This window comes from Saccharospirillum sp. MSK14-1, from assembly GCF_003054965.1.
GTDB lineage: Bacteria > Pseudomonadota > Gammaproteobacteria > Pseudomonadales > Natronospirillaceae > Saccharospirillum.
The window spans coordinates 1,599,850-1,617,794 of record NZ_MIES01000033.1; the positions used below are offsets into that span (position 1 = coordinate 1,599,850).

Annotated in this window: 17 protein-coding genes; 5 read left to right on the forward strand and 12 right to left on the reverse strand. The window is 56.1% G+C overall.

What is annotated here, in order from left to right; all coding sequences use genetic code 11:
* Positions 1-69 precede the first annotated feature (69 nt).
* The 4 genes from BGP77_RS16625 (at position 70) to ccoM (ending at position 2,617) form a co-directional block, all read left to right on the forward strand.
* Entirely contained in the window at positions 70-537 is a 468-nt protein-coding gene (locus tag BGP77_RS16625; protein WP_108165820.1) for a hypothetical protein, read from the forward strand.
* Between the two features lie 74 nt (positions 538-611).
* Positions 612-1,508 (forward strand): tRNA 2-thiocytidine(32) synthetase TtcA, encoded by an 897-nt coding sequence (gene ttcA / locus BGP77_RS16630; protein WP_199224293.1) that lies wholly within the window; start codon positions 612-614, stop codon positions 1,506-1,508.
* 114 nt (positions 1,509-1,622) lie between these two features.
* Positions 1,623-2,363 carry a fumarate/nitrate reduction transcriptional regulator Fnr gene (fnr, locus tag BGP77_RS16635; protein WP_108165821.1) on the forward strand — a complete coding sequence of 247 codons (741 nt, stop codon included), beginning with the start codon at positions 1,623-1,625 and terminating at the stop codon, positions 2,361-2,363.
* Positions 2,364-2,470: 107 nt separating this feature from the next.
* Complete coding sequence (gene ccoM, locus BGP77_RS18150; RefSeq protein WP_199224294.1) at positions 2,471-2,617, forward strand: cytochrome c oxidase subunit CcoM; 147 nt, start codon at positions 2,471-2,473, stop codon at positions 2,615-2,617.
* Here the strand turns inward: ccoM and nudC are convergent.
* Both nudC and BGP77_RS16645 read right to left on the reverse strand, forming a co-directional pair.
* Positions 2,572-3,402 (reverse strand): NAD(+) diphosphatase, encoded by an 831-nt coding sequence (gene nudC / locus BGP77_RS16640; protein ID WP_108165822.1) that lies wholly within the window; start codon positions 3,400-3,402, stop codon positions 2,572-2,574. The genes ccoM and nudC overlap by 46 nt on opposite strands.
* An 11-nt stretch (positions 3,403-3,413) precedes the next feature.
* Complete coding sequence (locus BGP77_RS16645; RefSeq protein WP_108165823.1) at positions 3,414-6,062, reverse strand: GNAT family N-acetyltransferase; 2,649 nt, start codon at positions 6,060-6,062, stop codon at positions 3,414-3,416.
* Positions 6,063-6,135: 73 nt separating this feature from the next.
* Between BGP77_RS16645 and BGP77_RS16650 the strand changes: the two genes are divergently transcribed.
* Positions 6,136-7,074 carry a histone deacetylase family protein gene (locus BGP77_RS16650; protein ID WP_108165824.1) on the forward strand — a complete coding sequence of 313 codons (939 nt, stop codon included), beginning with the start codon at positions 6,136-6,138 and terminating at the stop codon, positions 7,072-7,074.
* Here BGP77_RS16650 and ylqF read toward each other — a convergent pair.
* The 10 genes from ylqF to BGP77_RS16700 all read right to left on the reverse strand — a co-directional run bounded on the left by ylqF (position 7,059) and on the right by BGP77_RS16700 (position 17,945).
* Positions 7,059-7,934: a ribosome biogenesis GTPase YlqF gene (ylqF, locus tag BGP77_RS16655; RefSeq protein ID WP_108165825.1), complete on the reverse strand. Its 876-nt coding sequence runs from the start codon at positions 7,932-7,934 to the stop codon at positions 7,059-7,061. The genes BGP77_RS16650 and ylqF overlap by 16 nt on opposite strands.
* A gap of 65 nt (positions 7,935-7,999) precedes the next feature.
* Positions 8,000-10,018 carry an NADPH-dependent 2,4-dienoyl-CoA reductase gene (locus BGP77_RS16660; RefSeq protein WP_108166018.1) on the reverse strand — a complete coding sequence of 673 codons (2,019 nt, stop codon included), beginning with the start codon at positions 10,016-10,018 and terminating at the stop codon, positions 8,000-8,002.
* Positions 10,019-10,535: 517 nt separating this feature from the next.
* Positions 10,536-11,813 carry a TRAP transporter large permease gene (locus BGP77_RS16665; protein WP_108165826.1) on the reverse strand — a complete coding sequence of 426 codons (1,278 nt, stop codon included), beginning with the start codon at positions 11,811-11,813 and terminating at the stop codon, positions 10,536-10,538.
* Positions 11,806-12,291: a TRAP transporter small permease gene (locus tag BGP77_RS16670; RefSeq protein ID WP_108165827.1), complete on the reverse strand. Its 486-nt coding sequence runs from the start codon at positions 12,289-12,291 to the stop codon at positions 11,806-11,808. The genes BGP77_RS16665 and BGP77_RS16670 overlap by 8 nt, the downstream gene beginning before the upstream one ends.
* A complete protein-coding gene (gene dctP / locus BGP77_RS16675; RefSeq protein ID WP_108165828.1) occupies positions 12,288-13,289 on the reverse strand; it encodes a TRAP transporter substrate-binding protein DctP in 1,002 nt (333 codons plus the stop codon). Before dctP ends, BGP77_RS16670 begins: the two co-directional genes overlap by 4 nt.
* A 12-nt stretch (positions 13,290-13,301) precedes the next feature.
* Positions 13,302-14,147 carry a TRAP transporter TatT component family protein gene (locus BGP77_RS16680; RefSeq protein WP_233252382.1) on the reverse strand — a complete coding sequence of 282 codons (846 nt, stop codon included), beginning with the start codon at positions 14,145-14,147 and terminating at the stop codon, positions 13,302-13,304.
* A gap of 76 nt (positions 14,148-14,223) precedes the next feature.
* Positions 14,224-14,718 (reverse strand): hypothetical protein, encoded by a 495-nt coding sequence (locus BGP77_RS16685; RefSeq protein WP_108165830.1) that lies wholly within the window; start codon positions 14,716-14,718, stop codon positions 14,224-14,226.
* Positions 14,718-15,416: an OmpA family protein gene (locus BGP77_RS16690; RefSeq protein WP_108165831.1), complete on the reverse strand. Its 699-nt coding sequence runs from the start codon at positions 15,414-15,416 to the stop codon at positions 14,718-14,720. Before BGP77_RS16690 ends, BGP77_RS16685 begins: the two co-directional genes overlap by 1 nt.
* Positions 15,413-16,657, reverse strand: coding sequence for a hypothetical protein (locus tag BGP77_RS16695; protein WP_108165832.1), 1,245 nt, complete (start codon positions 16,655-16,657; stop codon positions 15,413-15,415). Before BGP77_RS16695 ends, BGP77_RS16690 begins: the two co-directional genes overlap by 4 nt.
* 121 nt (positions 16,658-16,778) lie before the next feature.
* On the reverse strand, positions 16,779-17,945 hold the full coding sequence (locus BGP77_RS16700) for a sodium ion-translocating decarboxylase subunit beta (RefSeq protein WP_108165833.1): 1,167 nt from the start codon (positions 17,943-17,945) through the stop codon (positions 16,779-16,781).

The following is a 17,945-nucleotide window of genomic DNA, read 5'->3' on the forward strand; positions in this document are numbered from 1 at the left end:
GATAGACAGTTCAGGTCGAGTTCAGTCCTGATTTTGCAGGCTGACCACGAACCTCAGGAGGTGTCCGCTATGACTCCCTATTGTCTGGATCTACGAAGCGCCGTGATCGAGCCTGCCTTGCACCAGGCTCAACTGAGCGACCCGGGTTTACCCGCCTGGCTTGAAGCGGTAGCCAGCGCACAGTGCCAACACAGCCGCCTTTATCGCTTCGGCCCCTTTGGAATGACGGCCTGGCAGCATAAACGCGTCTGGGATGAGTACATTGCGCAATGGCCAGAACTGGCCTGTCAGGTTCGCGGGCTGGCCAGCCAACGCCGTTTCCTCACCGATCCACACCAAGAGCTGTGCCTGAACTGGGGCTACGCCACCGCTTTGGCGGCACTGAATGCTCGCTTCCACGCGGGTGGTTCCGTCGATCAACTGAGCACCGACCAAGCCATCGAATTGTGGCGCCAGGCCTGCCATCGTGGTCGGCGTGTCGATGACTCGCTGTTTCGGCGCACTTACGCGTCCGATCTATCGACCCGAGCGGCCTGATTGGGCCGCAAAACTTGTTCCGCAGCGCCTGAGGTGGTAGAACACGCGCCCGACCCCGAGCCACCCGATTGCCCATGACTGCCGTGACCATCGCTGAGAAAAAATCGCGCACCGAATTCAACAAGCTGCAAAAACGCCTGCGCCGGGAAACCGGCCGCGCCATCGCCGACTTCAACATGATCGAAGACGGCGACACCATTATGGTTTGCCTGTCCGGTGGTAAAGATTCCTACACCCTGCTGGACATCCTGATCAGCCTGCAGCGCAGCGCCCCAGTCGACTTCAAGCTGGTGGCGGTCAACCTGGATCAAAAACAACCCGGTTTCCCAGAGCACATTCTGCCGCAATACCTGAAAAACCTGGGCGTGCCTTATCACATCCTCGAACGCGACACCTACAGCGTGGTCCAGGAAATGGTGCCGGAGGGGAAAACCACCTGTGGTATCTGTTCGCGCCTGCGTCGCAGCACGCTCTACGCCTTTGCCGACCAGATTGGCGCCACCAAAGTGGCCCTGGGTCATCATCGCGATGACATTCTCGAAACGCTGTTTTTGAACATGTTTCATGGCGGCAAACTCAAAGCCATGCCACCGAAACTGCTGTCCGACAGTGGTACCAATGTTCTGATCCGGCCACTGGCTTACTGCCGCGAAGACGATATTGAGCAATACGCCATCGAACGCGAGTTCCCCATCATTCCCTGCAACCTGTGCGGCTCACAGGACAACCTGCAGCGCCAATCGATCAAAGCCATGTTGCGCGACTGGGAAAAACAGCATCCAGGGCGTGTGGAGAACATTTTCCGGTCCATCCAGAACATCGCACCGTCCCAATTGGCAGACCGTGAACAGTTCGATTTTCTGTCTTTGCGGGCGACCGGTATCCCGCTGGCGCCGGTTAATGAGGGCAGCGAGTACAGCCCAATGGCACAAACCCGTGTGAATACCTGGGATCCGTCAACCGACGATTGAGTCTCAACCCTGTACAGCACGGCGGTTTCGGCTAAGATGGCGAACAACCGATTGCCGGCGTTCTACCTTGGTTGGAGGAAGCCGGAGATCAAACCCTTGGACGGGAGATAAGCGATGTCGCTGACCACTCACTGCAGCAATTGCAGTCTGCATCCGTTGTGCCTGCCTTTGTCACTGAAAACCAGTGAAATGGACAAGCTGGATGCGATCATTCGTCGTGGCCGGCCGATCAAAAAAGGGGAATTGCTGTTCGCGCAGGGAGAACCTTTCGACTCGGTCTTTGCCGTACGTACTGGCACCGTTAAAACCTATACCCTGACCCAGGAAGGCGATGAACAAATCACCGGCTTCCACCTGGCCAGTGAGCTGGTGGGTCTGGATGCTTACGACTCGCCGGTTTATCCCGCTTCGGCACGCGCCTTGGAAACCACCAATGTCTGCGAAATTCCGGTGGACCGCCTTGATGCGCTTTCCGGTCAACTGCCGGAATTGCGACGCCAATTGCTGCGTCTGATGGGCCGCGAACTGCGTGAAGACCAGCAGATGATGTTGCTGCTGAGCAAGAAAAGCGCGGAAGAGCGCATTGCCTCCTTCCTGCTGAATCTGGCCGCTCGCTTCCGGCGCCGTGGCTATTCCGGCACTCAGTTTCGTCTGACCATGGCCCGCAGCGACATCGCCAACTACCTGGGCATGGCCGTCGAAACCGTCAGTCGCGTGTTCACTCGCTTTCAGCGCCAGGGCATCCTGGCCGACAGCAGCAGCGCCCGCGATATCGAAATCGTCGACCTGACAGCGCTGACACAAATGGCTTCTCTGGCCGATTGCGAGCGCCTCGAACTGGGCATCAGCGCCTGAATTGATATGGATCAACTGGCCGCCAGCGCGGCCTTGATCCATATCAATTGACCTCGCCCAAGCTCCCCTAGACTGAGCACATCCTCCAGTCCAAGGGGACTCCAACCATGTATGTAGACACTGTAGTGATTGCTGGCTTACTGACTGTCGGTCTGATGTTCGCCTTTTTCGGCGGCATTGCCTGGGTGGTCCGTAAAGATTTACGCACTCATCCGGAGAATGGTCCGTCGGAAGACGCCCAGGAACGCCGGTAAGCTTCAATCATGTAACCAGCGATGGAAAAACCCGGTGGGAACTGCGGTAAGTGGTCGACGTGGAACCACTGAGCGTCGGCGATTTCGCCCGGTTCTGGTGTGATTTCACCGCCCGCATAATCGGCCCAGAAACCGAGCATCAGTTGGTGTGGAAACGGCCAAGTCTGACTGCCTTGATAGCGCAGATGGGTCACTTCCACGCCGACTTCCTCGCGTATTTCACGATGCACGGCCTGTTCCAACGATTCACCGGTCTCAACAAAACCGGCCAACGTGCTGTACCAGCCCGAACTGCGGTGACGCACGCCCTGGGCTAACAGCACTTCGGGCCCGCGCGTAATTAACACGATGACGCAGGGGCTAACACGTGGGTAAAAGCGCAACTGGCACGGTTCGCAGACCATGGCCGATTCACCCGGCAAGCGCATCGTCGGCTGGCCGCACTGGCCGCAAAACCGATGCTGCCGGCGCCAATCCAGCAAGCCACGTGCACGTGCTGCCAACATAAAGGCGGTTTCACTGCGCAGACCAATGTCTCTTAAGCCCAGCCGAGGCCAGTCACCGGCATGGTCCAGTTGCGCGGTGTAATAAGGATGCCCATCCAGCAACCCCACAAATTCTTCATGAATGAGCTGCGCTGAGGGCCAGTCACTGCGTCGTTGCACCCAGTTCTCGTCCGGGCTGACCAATTCACCGCCTTGCCACAACAACAACCGGTCGTCGGCACTGGGTGCGGGTGCCGAGCCAGGTAGTTCAATCCGATGCTGGCCCAATTCATACAACACAATCGCACTCCTTATTCTGTTTCCAGCGGCAAGACTAACCGAACGACACCGTCTTCGTCGGGTTCAATACTAAAACCATAGTGTCGTCCCAAACCCAGCATAGGCTGGTTCTCAACCAAGACGTCAGCCACAATCTTAGTAACGCCCTGATCACGGCCATATTCCAGCGTTTTACGCATCAGTTGACCCGCCAAGCCCGTGCCCTGAAATGCCGGCAATACCATGATGGCGAACTCCAGTTCGTTGGTGTTCACATCCGTCCAAAGCCGCATCTCTCCGACAATGGCCCCTTCGGATAACGCCACAAAGACCATTTCTCGCCGATAGTCGATCTGACACAGAGTCGCCAGCTCTCGATGTTCAAAGTGCAATCGGCTGCCAAAAAAGCGCAGCCGCAGTGCTTCTCGATCAAAACCCGCGTAGAAGGTTTTCAACAGTGGTTCGTCTTCACCGCGAATGGGACGAATCAATACCGAGCGCTCGTCTTTCAGCCGCAGACGCTCCACCAACTCACTCGGATACGGATTCAGCGCTGGCCGCTGCGCCGGACCACGACACGCGGCAACGCCCAGCACCAACAACTCTTCACCCGGTTGCAGCAAGATATTCACTTCCAACCCTGCCAGTTCAGGCAGGTCAATCACCATCTGCGACAAGGTTTTCAGCGCACGCGTCAGACGCGCCAAATCTTTTTCCAGATGATCGGAGCGTTCCGCCAGCACTTGATAACCATGCGACCGCAAAATCATTTGTCGGGCCAGACTGGCATTCAACGGCGGCAAGGCGACCTGGCGATCGGCCAGCATATCGGCACGTGACCCACCCTCACCAAAGAGAATCAACGGGCCGTAAGCTTCATCACGCGTCATACCTAGGCTGAACTGCAGATGGTCGATTTTGCGGCGCATCGGCTGAACGCCCCAACCGAGTGTTCGGCTGTTGGGGAACCGTTCGGCTTTTTCTGCTTCCAGTTCCGCGCGAGCGTCGCGCAGTTCTTCGGCCGAGTTCAGTTCAATACGCACACCACGCCAGCGTTCGGCGGGCGTTTCGTTATAGGCAAAGGGGTAGCAATAGGCTTCATGAACCAGACGCAATGACGCCGGAAAATAGCGGCTGGTTAAGCGTTCCAAAACGCGTTCAAAATCGACGCCAAAGGTGGAATCCACCATCTGAAAACCGTAAAGCCGCATCAGCATCCGGGCTTCGGCCCAGGTGAAATAGCGACGCTTGTTGTCTTCTGCTTGACGGAACAGCTGTAATGCTTGGTCCCGATCGGGTTGGAAACCAAGCGCCATTGAGGTCGGTGTTTCCCGCAACCGTTCCTGCGCCATTTCGTGCTTGGCCAGGGTGAAAAACGCCTCAACCGCATCGTTGGGGGAATCGAAATTCAACAGGCCTGCGGCATCAAAAGCCGCTCGGGCGGGGCCAATGCTAACGCCGCCCAAAAAGCAGGTCAGTACCAAGCGGCGGCTGCGTTTCACCCAGGGCAACAGCTTATTGGCCACTTCGGTGGGATCCGACCGTCGGTTTGGACCATGAACCACCAGAATGCCGCCAATGGCGCCCTCCTTCTCCAGCTCAGTGAGTACTCGCACATAGTCATCACCGCTGGCGTTGGCGGGCAAAATGGCCGGGTTATAGCCGGTTTCGTCGGCGTACCATAGATCGGTGAGTCGTTCGCTGACGTTATCGACCGGCGCTAAGTGCCCACCCAACACCTGAAGTTGTTGTCGTGCCAGCATCGCCGGACCCAGACCGTTACTTACGATGGCGAGATTAGGCCGATGCAACGGCCGCGCCCGCGACAACACTTCCAGGCCACTGAACAGACCATCGACACTGTCGACCTGAAGCACCCCGGCGCGCGCAAAAAATTCATCATCGACCGCGCGACGGTCAATCAGACCCGGCGGCAGCTTGTCCTGCACCTGAGTGCGAATCGCCAACACCTTTTTTGAGCGCGCCGCCGCCCGCATGGCAATCAGCAAACGGTTGGCATCGCGAATCTGCTCCAGGTGGATCAGAATGGCGCGCACACGACGGTCAGTGGACAGGTGATCAACGATGTCAGAGATGCGCAAATCCGCACTCGAACCGGCGGTAAGAAAGTGTGAGAAACCAATGCCGCGCGCCCCGGCCCAATCCAGCAAAGCCGACCCAAGCGCCGCCGAATGCCCCACATAGGCTGATCGCCCCGGCTGCGCATCAATGTGGGCAAAGCTCGCATTGAGGTGGGCATCCGGCACCAACACACCCAAACAATGGGGGCCAAGCACGCGAATATTCAGTTCCCGAGCAAGCTCTTCAATGCGACGGTTGCGACGCTTTTGCTCCACCGCCAAACGGCGCGACAGGCCACCGGTCAGGATGATGGCTGCCTTAATACCTTTGCGGCCAAGCTGCGGCAACACGCGTAAAATGGTTTCCGGCGGCAGGCAGATCAACGCCAGATCGACCGGATCGGGAATCTGCCGGACATAGCGGTAACAGGGGAAGCCAAAGACGCTGTCGTAACCTTTGAGGTTTACGCCATAGATACGGCCTTCGAAGCCCGCGTCTTTTAAATTGGTGGTGACCACAGCGCCCATACTGCCGGGTCGTTCTGATGCGCCCAAAACAGCAACGCTTTTGGGCTGGAAAAAGGCACTGAGGTCGGGCACGGTACCACCAAAGTCGGGATGAATCGCGACAAGACTAGCCTTATACTGCCCATCCTTTCAATGGACCAGCCGCATGATTCGAACAGCGCTCATCCATCATCCGGTGTGTCAGTTGCACGACATGGGCGACGGCCATCCGGAATCGCCGCAGCGCCTGGAAGCGATTCTTGGCCGACTGGACGATACCGGCCTGATCCATCAGCTCGACGTACGTGAGGCTCGCCTCGATGGCCCTGAAACCGTGCGCCGCGTGCACAGCGATATCTACATTGAACAGCTCGAACGAATCAGCCCCCAACACGGATTAATCCTGGCCGACCCCGACACGCTGATGGGGCCTTACACCTGGGAAGCCGCCTATCGCGCTGTGGGTGCCGGCACCGGCGCTGTTGATGCCATCATGGCTGGCGAATACCAACGCGCCTTCTGCGCCATTCGCCCGCCGGGCCACCACGCCGAACCCGACGTCACCATGGGCTTTTGTTTCTTTAACAACATCGCCGTAGCCGCCGCCCACGCGATTGCCGAACACGGCTTGAAACGCGTAGCCGTTATCGACTTCGATGTACACCAATGCAACGGCACCATTGAAGCCTTTGAAAGCCGGCCGGAAATTCTGGTCTGCTCCAGCTTCCAGCACCCGTTTTATCCGAACTCTCACTGGGCCAGCGAACACCCGCACATCGTACTTTCCCCGCAAATCACTTTCGCCACTGCGGACGATTTAAAAGCCGATTGGGAAACACGCTGGAAACCGGCGCTGCTGGATCACCAGCCGGAAATGATCTTTATCTCCGCCGGTTTCGACGCCCACACACTCGACCCCATGGGCCAACTGAACTGGCAGACCGACGACTACGACTGGATCACCCGCCGTATCGTCGAAGTAGCCGAAGAAGTGTGTGACGGTCGTATCGTGTCAATGCTCGAAGGTGGTTATCACCTGAAGGCACTGGCCGACAGTGCTGAGGCGCATATCCGGGCGTTGATGGGGCATCAGAAAGTTGACTGATCGTCCGCTTCCAAATCCCGATACGGCACTTCGCGGCCCGGCTCTTCCAGGCTGATGCGGCCTAAAACACCACCACGCAATTCCTTCAACACAATCTCACTGACTCGATGCCAATCGACATGGCCGCCCGGCGCACAAGCGCGTTGACGGGCAATCGCGGCCATGCAATCCATAGCGCTGTCGGGCAGTTCATTGAGCTTGTAGCGTTCCTGGAGACGCTCCGGGTAGCGTTGCATCAGGTAATCGACAGCAAACAAAGCAATGTCTTCGTATTCGACCGCGGTGTCGCGAATCGCGCCAGAGGCGGCCAGACGATAGCCACCGACTTCACTGTCGGGCGATGGCCACATCACGCCGGGTGTATCCATTAAGGTGAAGTCATCGGCGATTTGGATGCGTTGCTGGCGACGCGTAACCGCCGGTTCATCACCCACCTTGGCAATGCGGCGCCCAGCCAGGCCGTTTAATAACGTCGATTTGCCCACGTTGGGAATGCCCATGACCAAGGCTCTAACCGGCTTACCAACACCGCCTCGGTAAGGCGCCAGTTTGCGGCACAAATCGGGAACGCGTTTGATCTGGCGACGATCGGTAATTTCCAACGGCAGCACGGAGATATTGTGCTCTTCGCTGAAATGCCGACGCCAGGCTTCGGTGATGTCCGGGTCAGCCAGGTCGACTTTCGACAGCAGACGCACGACCGGTTTGTCACCGCGCACCTGACCGAGAATGGGGTTCATGCTGGATTGTGGCAGGCGGGCGTCGAGGATTTCGATAACGACATCGATCTTCGGCATCAGCTCGCCGATCTGACGCCGCGCCTTGGCCATATGGCCGGGAAACCAATTGATCTTGGCCATGGAAGTCTCTGGCTATTGAAAGCCGCGCAGTGTAACACAGCCAGCGGGTTAGACCGGCTTTCGCCTTACAACTCGGCTGCGACTTCCGCGCCCTGGCGAATGGCGCGCTTGGCATCCAGTTCGCCGGCTTTAAACGCACCACCGATACGATGCGACGTTTTACCCATCGCTTCGAGCGCATCGAACAGATCGAGACGGGATTCCTGACCGGCGCAGATGACAATTTGGTCGACCGGCAACGTCTGAGCCTCGCCTTCAACCCGGATGTGCAGGCCATCGTCATCGATGTGTTGATAGTCAACGCCAGAGAGGAATTCAACGCCCTTGTGTTTCAAGGTGGCGCGATGGACCCAACCCGTCGTTTTACCCAAATTTTTACCCAACTTGGATGACTTACGCTGCAACAGCCAAACCTGGCGAGGGCTGGGTTCGGGCTGCGGTGCAACCAAACCACCTCGACCGGTCACGTTGAAATCGACACCCCATTCACGAGCAAACGCATCGATATCCAGACTCGGGCTTACCTCTCCGTGCACCAGCACTTCGCCGACATCAAAACCAATGCCGCCTGCGCCAATCACAGCGACGTTCTGACCCGGTTTAACTTTGCCGGACACCAAATCGACATATGACACCACGGACGGATGATCAATGCCATCGATGGCCGGTGTGCGCGGCACAATTCCCGTAGCGACAATCACCTCATCGAATTGCGCCAATTCTTCAGCGCTGACGGTGCGCCCCAGTGTCTGCACTACGCCCAAGCGCTCCAGATGAACTCGGAAATATCGCAACGTCTCACTGAACTCTTCTTTACCGGGAATGCGTCGGGCCAGATTGAACTGACCACCGATAACCTCGTGTTCGTCAAACAACGTCACGTGGTGCCCGCGCTGAGCCGCCACCACGGCCGCTGATAACCCACCTGGGCCGGCACCGACCACCGCAACACGCTTGGCCTGTTTAGCGGGCAAATAGTTCAACTCGGTTTCCCGACCGGCACGCGGGTTAACCAGGCAGGAAGCCGGCTTCAACTCGAACACATGATCAAGGCAAGCCTGGTTACAAGCGATGCAAGTATTGATGGCATCCGCATCATCCGCTTCAGCCTTGTTCACGAAGTCGGCATCGGCCAGGAACGGCCGCGCCATCGACACCATATCCGCCTGGCCACTGGCGACAATGCGTTCAGCCACCTCCGGCGTATTAATGCGGTTACAGGCCACCACAGGAATTCCGACTTCTTTACGAATGCGTTCGGTCACCGCAACAAAGGCAGCCCGCGGAACCGACGTGACGATGGTCGGCACCCTCGCCTCATGCCAGCCAATGCCAGTATTGAGCAGATGCGCGCCAGCGGCTTCTATGCGGTGAGCCTGATCGACGATCTCATCCCAGGTGTTGCCATCCGCGACCAGATCAATCATCGACAACCGGTAGACGACCAGAAAATCATCACCGCATTCCGCGCGAATGCCCCGCACTATGTGTTCAGCCAGGCTGATGCGACCTTCGTTTTCGCCGCCCCAGCGATCATCGCGATGATTGGTCCGAGGCGCCGTGAACTGGTTAATCAGATACCCCTCTGACCCCATCACTTCGACGCCATCGTACCCAGCCTGCTTGGCCAACCGGGCGCAACGAATAAAGTCGTCAATGGTGCGTTCCACCCCCGCATCGTCCAACTCTTTCGGTTGAAAGGGATTAATCGGCGCTTGCAAGGCAGAGGCCGACACATTGTGTGGCACATACGCATAGCGACCCGTATGCAGAATCTGCATACAAATACGGCCACCTGCTTCGTGTACTGCATCAGTAATCAGCCGGTGAGAGTTGGCTTCATCATCGTTGGTCAGCTTGGCGCCACCGGGATAGGTCACACCTTCGTCGTTGGGCGAAATGCCGCCGGTGACGATTAACGCCACACCACCACGAGCACGCTCGGCATAGAACGCCGCCATGCGCTCAAAACCGCCTTTGGCTTCTTCCAGGCCGGTATGCATCGAGCCCATCAAAAAACGATTTTTCAGGACAAAGGGGCCGACATCGAGAGGTTGGAACAGAGCAGGATAAGCACTGGACATGGCGATTCTTTCACCCGTTTCAAACAGTTGTTTTAATTGCGCGAATGGCACCACAGGGGGTCATTAGAGTCAAGCAAGAACTGGTCGCTGCTAGAAACAGTAACCCCATCGACGCCATACGACAGGCTAGCAAAAACGAGAGGAATGGATAGCAAACAGAAAAGCGAATCGTCCTAGCTGAACAGCCGGACAAAGTTACAAGCAGGGAAAAAATGAGAAAAGACGGAATGAACGGATGATGGTTGGTCGTTACTCCGCTGGACTGTCATACCAGCTTACGACCTAACCCTTAGCAATAAGACGAAAAATGGCGGAACGGACGAGAGTCGACTGGGCTGGCATTCCAGCTCGCGACCCAGCCCATAACGCTGAATTTTAAGCCTTCCGGCTGGATACTTGCGAGCGGCTCAGGCGCCTCAAAAGCGTCTTTGCTGCCTCGAAAGTGCTGCGCATTTTAGCGATTTTCTCAATGGAGTCAAACGTTTAGCGTAACTTTTTAGAGATTGGCCGGACCCGCTTAGCGTACCAGCCAAAGCACCATGCCTTCCCAATAGGTGATCAGCAGAACCACGGCCATCAGCACCAACATCATCGGTAGCGTTGCCAGATATAGTTCAGTGATTGAGCGCTTGAAACGATAGCTGGCGATGAACAGATTCATGCCGACCGGCGGCGTGAAATAGCCAATCTGCATATTCGCGACGAAAATAATACCCAGATGGACCGGATCGATACCGTATTGCTGCGCAACCGGCAAAATCAGCGGGACAATAATGATCAACGCCGCAAAGATATCCAGCACAGCACCGAGCACGAGCAGCGCCACGTTCAGAAAGAGCAAGAACGCCCAACGACTGTCGATATGCGTACTGACCCAGGAAAACACATGATCGGGTATCCGCAGGTCAATCATCAGGTTGGTAAACGCCAGCGCCACACCCAAAATTAGCAGGATGCCACCGACCACTTTCATGGCTTCGGTTGCAATGCTGCCCAGGCGCCGAACCGGCACTTCGCGATAGACCAAGACTTCAATGACCAATACATAAAGCGCTGTAATGGCGGCAATATCGGACACCACCAACCAGCCACTGAACAGACCACCGATCACAATCACCGGGATGCCCAGTTCCCACTTGGCTTCCCAAAGAGCGGCGCCCAACTCGCGCGCATTGAATGGCACCAGCGGCACCGATTGATGACGTTGCTGCCACAACCCCAGCCCCCACAGTGCCAAAATCATCAGCAACGCCGGAATCAGGCCCGCCAAAAAGAGGTCTTGAATGGCGACACCACTGATGTCCATTTGCTGTGCGACGATGCCATAAAGAATCAACGGAATCGCTGGCGGCAACAACAGGCCCAGACTGCCGGAGGTCGTCACCAGACCCAGTGAAAAGCGTTCACTGTAACCGGCACGAGTGAGTGCTGGGACCAACAATGCCCCCAAGGCGACGATGGTGACACCCGAGCCACCAGTGAGCATGGTAAAAAAGGCACACGCCAGCAGCGCTATCAAAATGCTGCCGCCGGGCAACCAGCCCAGTGCCGCATTGGATACCCGAACCAACCGATCAGCAGTACGACTTTCACTGAGCAAATAGCCAGCAAAGGCAAACAGGGGCAATGCCATTAACAGCGTGTTTTCAGTCAGCCGGTACAGCTCGATCGGTAACACCATCAAGTCGATATCCGCGGCCCAGAACCCCCAGGCTGCGGCAGCCAGGATGACCACAAATAAGGGCGCGCCCAGCACCGCAAAAGCCGCAATCACGGCCGACATCAAACTAGACATGACTCACCTCCGGGCGGCCCGCGAGTACCTGACCGGCAAAACGCAACGCCATCAGACCAAAGGCAACAGGCATAATCAGCTCAAAAGGCCAAGCCGGAAGCTCGGCAAAGGTGGTGGTATCAAAACGGTATTCATCGATGACAAAGCGCGTCGATTGCCAGGCCATGATGCCGGTCAGAACTGCCGCAAAGCTGGCGGCTAAGCGTTCAACCACCACTGACCAAACACCACTGACATAATGGCGTAAGGCGTCGATGGCTATGTGTTCGCCTTTGCGTGTAGCCACCATTGCGCCCAGCAATGCCAGCCACAATACCAGCAACCGATTCGCCGGATCGATCCAGAACCAAGACGTACCAACCAGATTACGCAGACCGATTTGCAGCACCGCCAAACCGATCATAATAAAGAGCGTCATCGCCAATAAGACGGTTTCAACCCAAGCCAGACCAGAATCCAGACGCCGAAACCACTTCATGATTCGCTGCGCACCTGCATCAATAAGGCTTCTACCCGATCAAAAATCTGCTGCGAAAACTGACCTTCTTCGATCAAACGCTGAGTGGCGCGAGTCGACTCACGCTCCAATGCCTGACGATCTTCCGCTTGCGGATGCAGCACCTCAATTCCTAACTGCTGCAAGGCTTCCAGTGCTCGGCGATTGTCCTCGCGTGTCTGGCTGTCGATGACCTGACTGGCCGTCGCGAATTCATCATCGATAACCGCAAGGTCGGCATCAGAGACGCCACGGAGCGCACGTTCATGCAGTGCTAACACACCGTAGGTGTACATAAAGGGCGCGTCGGTCAGATAGTCCAGTCGGCTGTACCATTGCAAGGTAATGGCGCCGACCGGCGGGGCGACAATGGCATCGATCGCACCGGTCTGCAATCCGGTCAGAACGTCGCCAATATTGAGCACGATGGGATTAATATCGAACGCCCGAGCCACCTGTTCCGACAGCGGATCATTGGCCGGTAACCACAGTTTTTGCTGTTCAAGATCGCCCAGCGTCAGAATAGGGTTCTGACTCATACCATAAGCAAAACCGGCTTCAATCAGACCAAACGTCTTCCAGCCATTGTCCGATAGCCCGGCCGTGATAATGGGGTCCACCTCATCGCGGACCACATCCACTTCTTGATAGTTTCGAAACAGCAAAGGCGCATTCAGTACCTGTGCATCGCGATAAGCGTTCGCCAAAGCGCCACTTTGCACCAGGGCTCCGTGCAACTGACCGATACGAATCTTACGTTGTACCGCCTGGTCGTCACCCATCACACCACCAGGATAAAACCGCACCGAGACCCGGCCTTCGGTACGGCTTTCGATCGCCTGCCCGGCTCGACGCAGTTCATTCAAAACCGCATTACCGTCGGGGTATTGAGTGGAAATTTTTAAGGTCGTGGCGCTGGCCAGAGTGGTCAGCGACACTAAAGCAAGCGCAATGAGGTTACGCACTGGGGCTGTTGTCATTGATTCAATCCTTTAAAAATAGTCGTCAGCACTGGCCAGCAAACGAGCGGCCTCCTGCTGCGCATAAATGTTCTGCAGCGTCAGTCCTTCAACATAGGGATCACTGCTTAATGCTTCCTGAAGCAAACGGTCGTGCAGCTCCCGATCAAACAACAATCGCGCATACTGCGAAGCGTAGTAAACCTGAATAATGAGGTTGTCGCCGTCGGCCGCTGTCAGAGCACGCTCGAAATAATCCTGAGCGACGTCGGGCTTGCCCCCCAGACTCGGCGGCAAAATGGAATTCATCACGCCCAGATAAAGCAGCACGGTGCCCTTTTCATAACCTGGCTCAATGCTCACCGCCTGCTCCAGAACAGACTGTGCCTGCCCCAATTCAGCGACGGCCAACCAGTCGTCACTGTGCGCCTGGATATAGCCAGCCCAGGTGGTGCCCAATGTGTAGAGATACGGCAAATCGTCTTCGCCGTCCCATTGCGACAATACAGACGCCAGTTCATCGGGCGGTACATCGCGCAGCTCGCAGGCATCTTTGTCATAAGTACAGAAGGCATCGAACGCATAATTCAGCGCTTTGGCGGTCATGTTCTGGCGACGTTCAACCGCTTCCACGTCAACAAACACGCCGGCGTAAGCGCCGTTCAAGGTCGCCGCCGTCCGCTTCATTTCTTCACTTTTAGGGTAGGTTTCCACCAGAGCGTCAATCATCAGCAAATAGCTGGGCAAACCGTCTTCGACGGTTTGTAAATCATCGCTGTCGAGAATGGCACCCGACAAATTGTCAGGCAGTTGCATGGCCGCACAACCGCTGAGCAGGGCGACCATAGATGAAACAACCAGAAGGCGAAGGCGAGACATGCGGTTCCTCATCAAAAGGTGGGCGCGGCAGTATAACCGAACCCGGTTGAATATCCGTGACAGAGCAGACAGGGATTCAGTCCAGCGCTTTGACCAACTCACGGTCGCGCTTGATGGGGTAAGGCGGATACTCTTGCCAAAACTGTGGCAACGAAAAGTCAGCCAGAACCCGGGCGTTATACCCTTCTTTACGCGCCTTTTGGGCGTCGTACCCCTGATAGCCCAACAGCTGTAAACAGGACGGACACACAGAAAGTACCGGATTCAGCGGGTATGCACTGGTGGCAATGGTCACTTCATCACCCGCTTGCAACGACTCGCAGTGTGACAGGTGATAGCAGCCCTGACCAACCAGCACCACCCGAGTGTTTTTATAGCACAGCGTATGATCGAGCAAACGGCCCACCTGATGGCTGGGCAACGTCAGACCCTGGCGATCCAACTGCGAACGCTCTTCACCGGTCACATGGATGGCCGGATCGAACAGTTCAAAGTAACCTAACTTGTCGGTGCCCATGGCTGCACGCAACTGGTTAAACGGCTCGAACTGCAGAAAGTCTTCCAACTCCATTACAGCTGGCTCTCAAGAATGGATGCAATGCGACTTTCAGCGTCCGTCCGCACTCGAAATTCGACGCGCCGGGAACGATCGGAGTCTTCATTGCCATTGGCATTCAGTACCGGTTTTGAAGACGACAGTCCATTAGCGGTCATATGTTCTTTCAGCCAGTCACGCTCCGTTTCGACAGCGTTCAAATTCAACACATAGTCGAGCGCTGAACGAGTGCGCGCCTGGCTCAAGCCCATATTCAAAATGTAGGCATCGTCTTCACTTTGACCGGCCCAACCGCTGGAGGTATGACCTTCAATACGCACTTCGGCAATATCATGGCGATATTTTTCCGACGTAATGATGCGCAAATAGCGCGGGAAGAATTCGCTTAAAATGCCTTCAAATTCCGGCCGTAAGTTACTTTCGCCCTGAGCAAAAGTCAGCTCTTCACGGTTAAAGCGAATGCTCAAATCCGGATCGATTTCCGCCCCCCAGCGATCCAGATCCGGTGCAAACTCATTAACCAGATCCTGGTACAGCTGGGTTCGTAAGCGGTCATACAAAATCGCCACATCGCGTACTTTGTTGCGTTCTATTTCTGCGTTGACCATAAACACAATGGCGACCAGCAGAAAAACCATCATCAAGCCGGCCATCAAGTCACTGACCGAAACCCAATGTTCTTCCTGTTCGATGTGTTCTTGATTGCTGTTCATTTGGACGCTTCCGCGGCCTTAATCAGATCGTGCAGTCGATCGGTCAGCGGCGTGTAGTCGTTAACGAACTTCTCCGACAAGGCGGTCAATTGGTAACCGAAGGATTTCAATGCCTTGTTCAACTCGGCTTCCATCGCCTCGTCCAGTTTTTTGATCTGAACGTCATTACGTTCGAGCAATTCATTCAACTGCTGGCCCAGACGGGTCTGAGCGGCGGCGGTGCCGTTGACCAACGCTTCGTTCACTTTTTCGCTGGTATCGCGAATGCCACCGGCGGCGTCTTCGAGCAATTGCCGCATCTGTGCGCCCTGCCCTTCTACCACGTCTCGCAGCGTATCGGTTAATTGCAAAATGCGATTTTCCAATTGCGGTAGCCCTTGATGGGCATCGGCCACCAATGACGAGAAGGTCGACAGATAGTCGCGCAGGTTTTCGCTTTGGGTGCGCAGTGCCGAGAGCAACGTTTCCATATCTTCGGCGACGCTGGTGAAAGACTGCGTCTGTTTGATCAGTCGCTCGAACGCTTCGGCACCGGCACGCGCGCTTTCAGCGCTGATCTTATTGCTCTCGACCAGTTCGTTGATTTGCTCACGGTTCTGCTGTTGCCATTCGGCCATTCGACCGACGGCTTCGTTCAGGCGGCGGAAGTTTTCGCCATACTGTTCTTCAATGCGAGTGTTAAATTCACGCATCACATGGCCAATGGCTTCTTGCAGCGCCGTTTTGTTGGCTTCGGTCATGTCCGCCTGGTAGTTACGGATGACATCCACCATTTCCTGCTGGCGGGCCAGTTGTGCCTGATGCTGGTCTTTAAGCATCACCGTTAGCGCTTCATCATCCTCACCACTGAGATGGTTAGAAATGCGCTCCAGATGCCAGGCCAGATCGTCCATGGTCGCCGTCTGCTTGGCTTCGCGATGTGCCCGAACTCTCATGCTGGAAATGGCGTAACGGAACTTTATCGTCAACGCACCGGCCAGACCGGCAATGGACGTCCAAAACGCAGTTTTTAAACCGTTCAGCAAATCGGGAACGCTGGCTTGAATATCGGTGGTATCAAAACCTGCCAGCCCCAACGCCACCCCGATAAAGGTACCGAAGATGCCGATAGAGGTCAGAATACTGGGGGTGTAGTTAGCGGTATGCGCTGAATAAACGGGACCGTGGAAATACAGCAACAAGCCCAGAATCGCCACCATAAAGAACCAGGTCAGGGCCGAAAAAGACGCCAGAATTTCCATGAACCATCCTTAAAGGGGAAAAATCAAAACGGCAGTATGCCATGGCCGGGCGAACGACCAAATAGCCGCCCAGAACGAAAAACGCCGCCCGATGGCGGCGTTTACAGTCAAGCCAGCGAATTCAGCCCAGATAGGCCAGCAACACGCCCGCTGCCACAGCAGAACCAATCACACCAGCCACATTCGGCCCCATGGCGTGCATCAGCAGGAAGTTTTGGTTGTTGGCTTCCAACCCGACCTTGTTGGAAACCCGGGCGGCCATCGGTACCGCAGAAACACCGGCCGACCCGATCAAGGGGTTGATCGGTGTTTTACTGAAGATGTTCATCAGCTTGGCCATCAACAGACCGGTCATCGTACCTACGCAGAAAGCGCCCAGCCCCAGCAGCAGAATGCCTAATGTTTCAACGTTCAAGAAGGCTTCAGCGCTGAGTTTTGAGCCGACCGCCAGACCGAGAAAAATGGTGACGGTGTTCATTAACGCATTCTGAGCGGTATCACTTAAACGATCGACAACGCCGCTTTCACGCATCAGGTTACCGAAACAGAACATGCCCAGCAGCGGTGTGGCCGACGGCAGAAACAGCGCCACCAGAACCAGCACCAGCAACGGGAAGATGATCTTCTCACGCTTGGAGACCACTCGCAGCTGCGTCATGGTAATGGCGCGTTCTTTCTTGGTAGTCAGCAAACGCATGATCGGCGGCTGAATCAACGGCACCAACGCCATGTAGCTGTATGCTGCAACAGCAATGGCACCGAGCAGTTCTGGCGCCAAGCGACTGGCAATAAAGATGGAAGTCGGCCCGTCCGCACCACCGATAATGCCAATGGCGGCGGCATCGGTCAGCGAGAAATCCATCCAGCCCATCGAACTCATCCAGACGGCACCGATGATGGTGCCAAAAATGCCGAACTGAGCCGCAGCGCCCAGGAACAGCGTTTTCGGGTTGGCCAGCATGGGGCCAAAATCGGTCATCGCACCGACACCCATAAAGATCAGCAATGGGAAGACACCGCTTTCGATACCGATGTGGTAGACGTAATACAGCAGCCCGCCGGCAGCGACCAAATGGCCCTGGGCATCGTAAACCGGCGCGGCATACATGCCCGCTTCCGGAATATTGACCAGAATGGCGCCAAAGCCTATGGGCAATAACAGCAGCGGTTCAAAGCCTTTTCGGATGGCCAGAAAGATCAGCACCAGGCCAACCACAATCATCGACAACGGGCCGATGGTGAGGTTGGCGAAGCCCGACTGACTCAACAACAGATTCAGTTTATCCAT

Coding starts and splice junctions, on each gene's coding strand:
- ccoM (WP_199224294.1), top strand. CDS start 2,471: ATGTATGTAGACACTGTAGTGATTGCTGGCTTACTGACTGTCGGTCTG.
- BGP77_RS16700 (WP_108165833.1), bottom strand. CDS start 17,945: ATGGATAAACTGAATCTGTTGTTGAGTCAGTCGGGCTTCGCCAACCTC.
- dctP (WP_108165828.1), bottom strand. CDS start 13,289: ATGACAACAGCCCCAGTGCGTAACCTCATTGCGCTTGCTTTAGTGTCG.
- ttcA (WP_199224293.1), top strand. CDS start 612: ATGACTGCCGTGACCATCGCTGAGAAAAAATCGCGCACCGAATTCAAC.
- BGP77_RS16670 (WP_108165827.1), bottom strand. CDS start 12,291: ATGAAGTGGTTTCGGCGTCTGGATTCTGGTCTGGCTTGGGTTGAAACC.
- BGP77_RS16695 (WP_108165832.1), bottom strand. CDS start 16,657: ATGGAAATTCTGGCGTCTTTTTCGGCCCTGACCTGGTTCTTTATGGTG.
- BGP77_RS16680 (WP_233252382.1), bottom strand. CDS start 14,147: ATGTCTCGCCTTCGCCTTCTGGTTGTTTCATCTATGGTCGCCCTGCTC.
- BGP77_RS16625 (WP_108165820.1), top strand. CDS start 70: ATGACTCCCTATTGTCTGGATCTACGAAGCGCCGTGATCGAGCCTGCC.
- BGP77_RS16660 (WP_108166018.1), bottom strand. CDS start 10,018: ATGTCCAGTGCTTATCCTGCTCTGTTCCAACCTCTCGATGTCGGCCCC.
- BGP77_RS16685 (WP_108165830.1), bottom strand. CDS start 14,718: ATGGAGTTGGAAGACTTTCTGCAGTTCGAGCCGTTTAACCAGTTGCGT.
- BGP77_RS16650 (WP_108165824.1), top strand. CDS start 6,136: ATGATTCGAACAGCGCTCATCCATCATCCGGTGTGTCAGTTGCACGAC.
- fnr (WP_108165821.1), top strand. CDS start 1,623: ATGTCGCTGACCACTCACTGCAGCAATTGCAGTCTGCATCCGTTGTGC.
- ylqF (WP_108165825.1), bottom strand. CDS start 7,934: ATGGCCAAGATCAATTGGTTTCCCGGCCATATGGCCAAGGCGCGGCGT.
- BGP77_RS16665 (WP_108165826.1), bottom strand. CDS start 11,813: ATGTCTAGTTTGATGTCGGCCGTGATTGCGGCTTTTGCGGTGCTGGGC.
- BGP77_RS16690 (WP_108165831.1), bottom strand. CDS start 15,416: ATGAACAGCAATCAAGAACACATCGAACAGGAAGAACATTGGGTTTCG.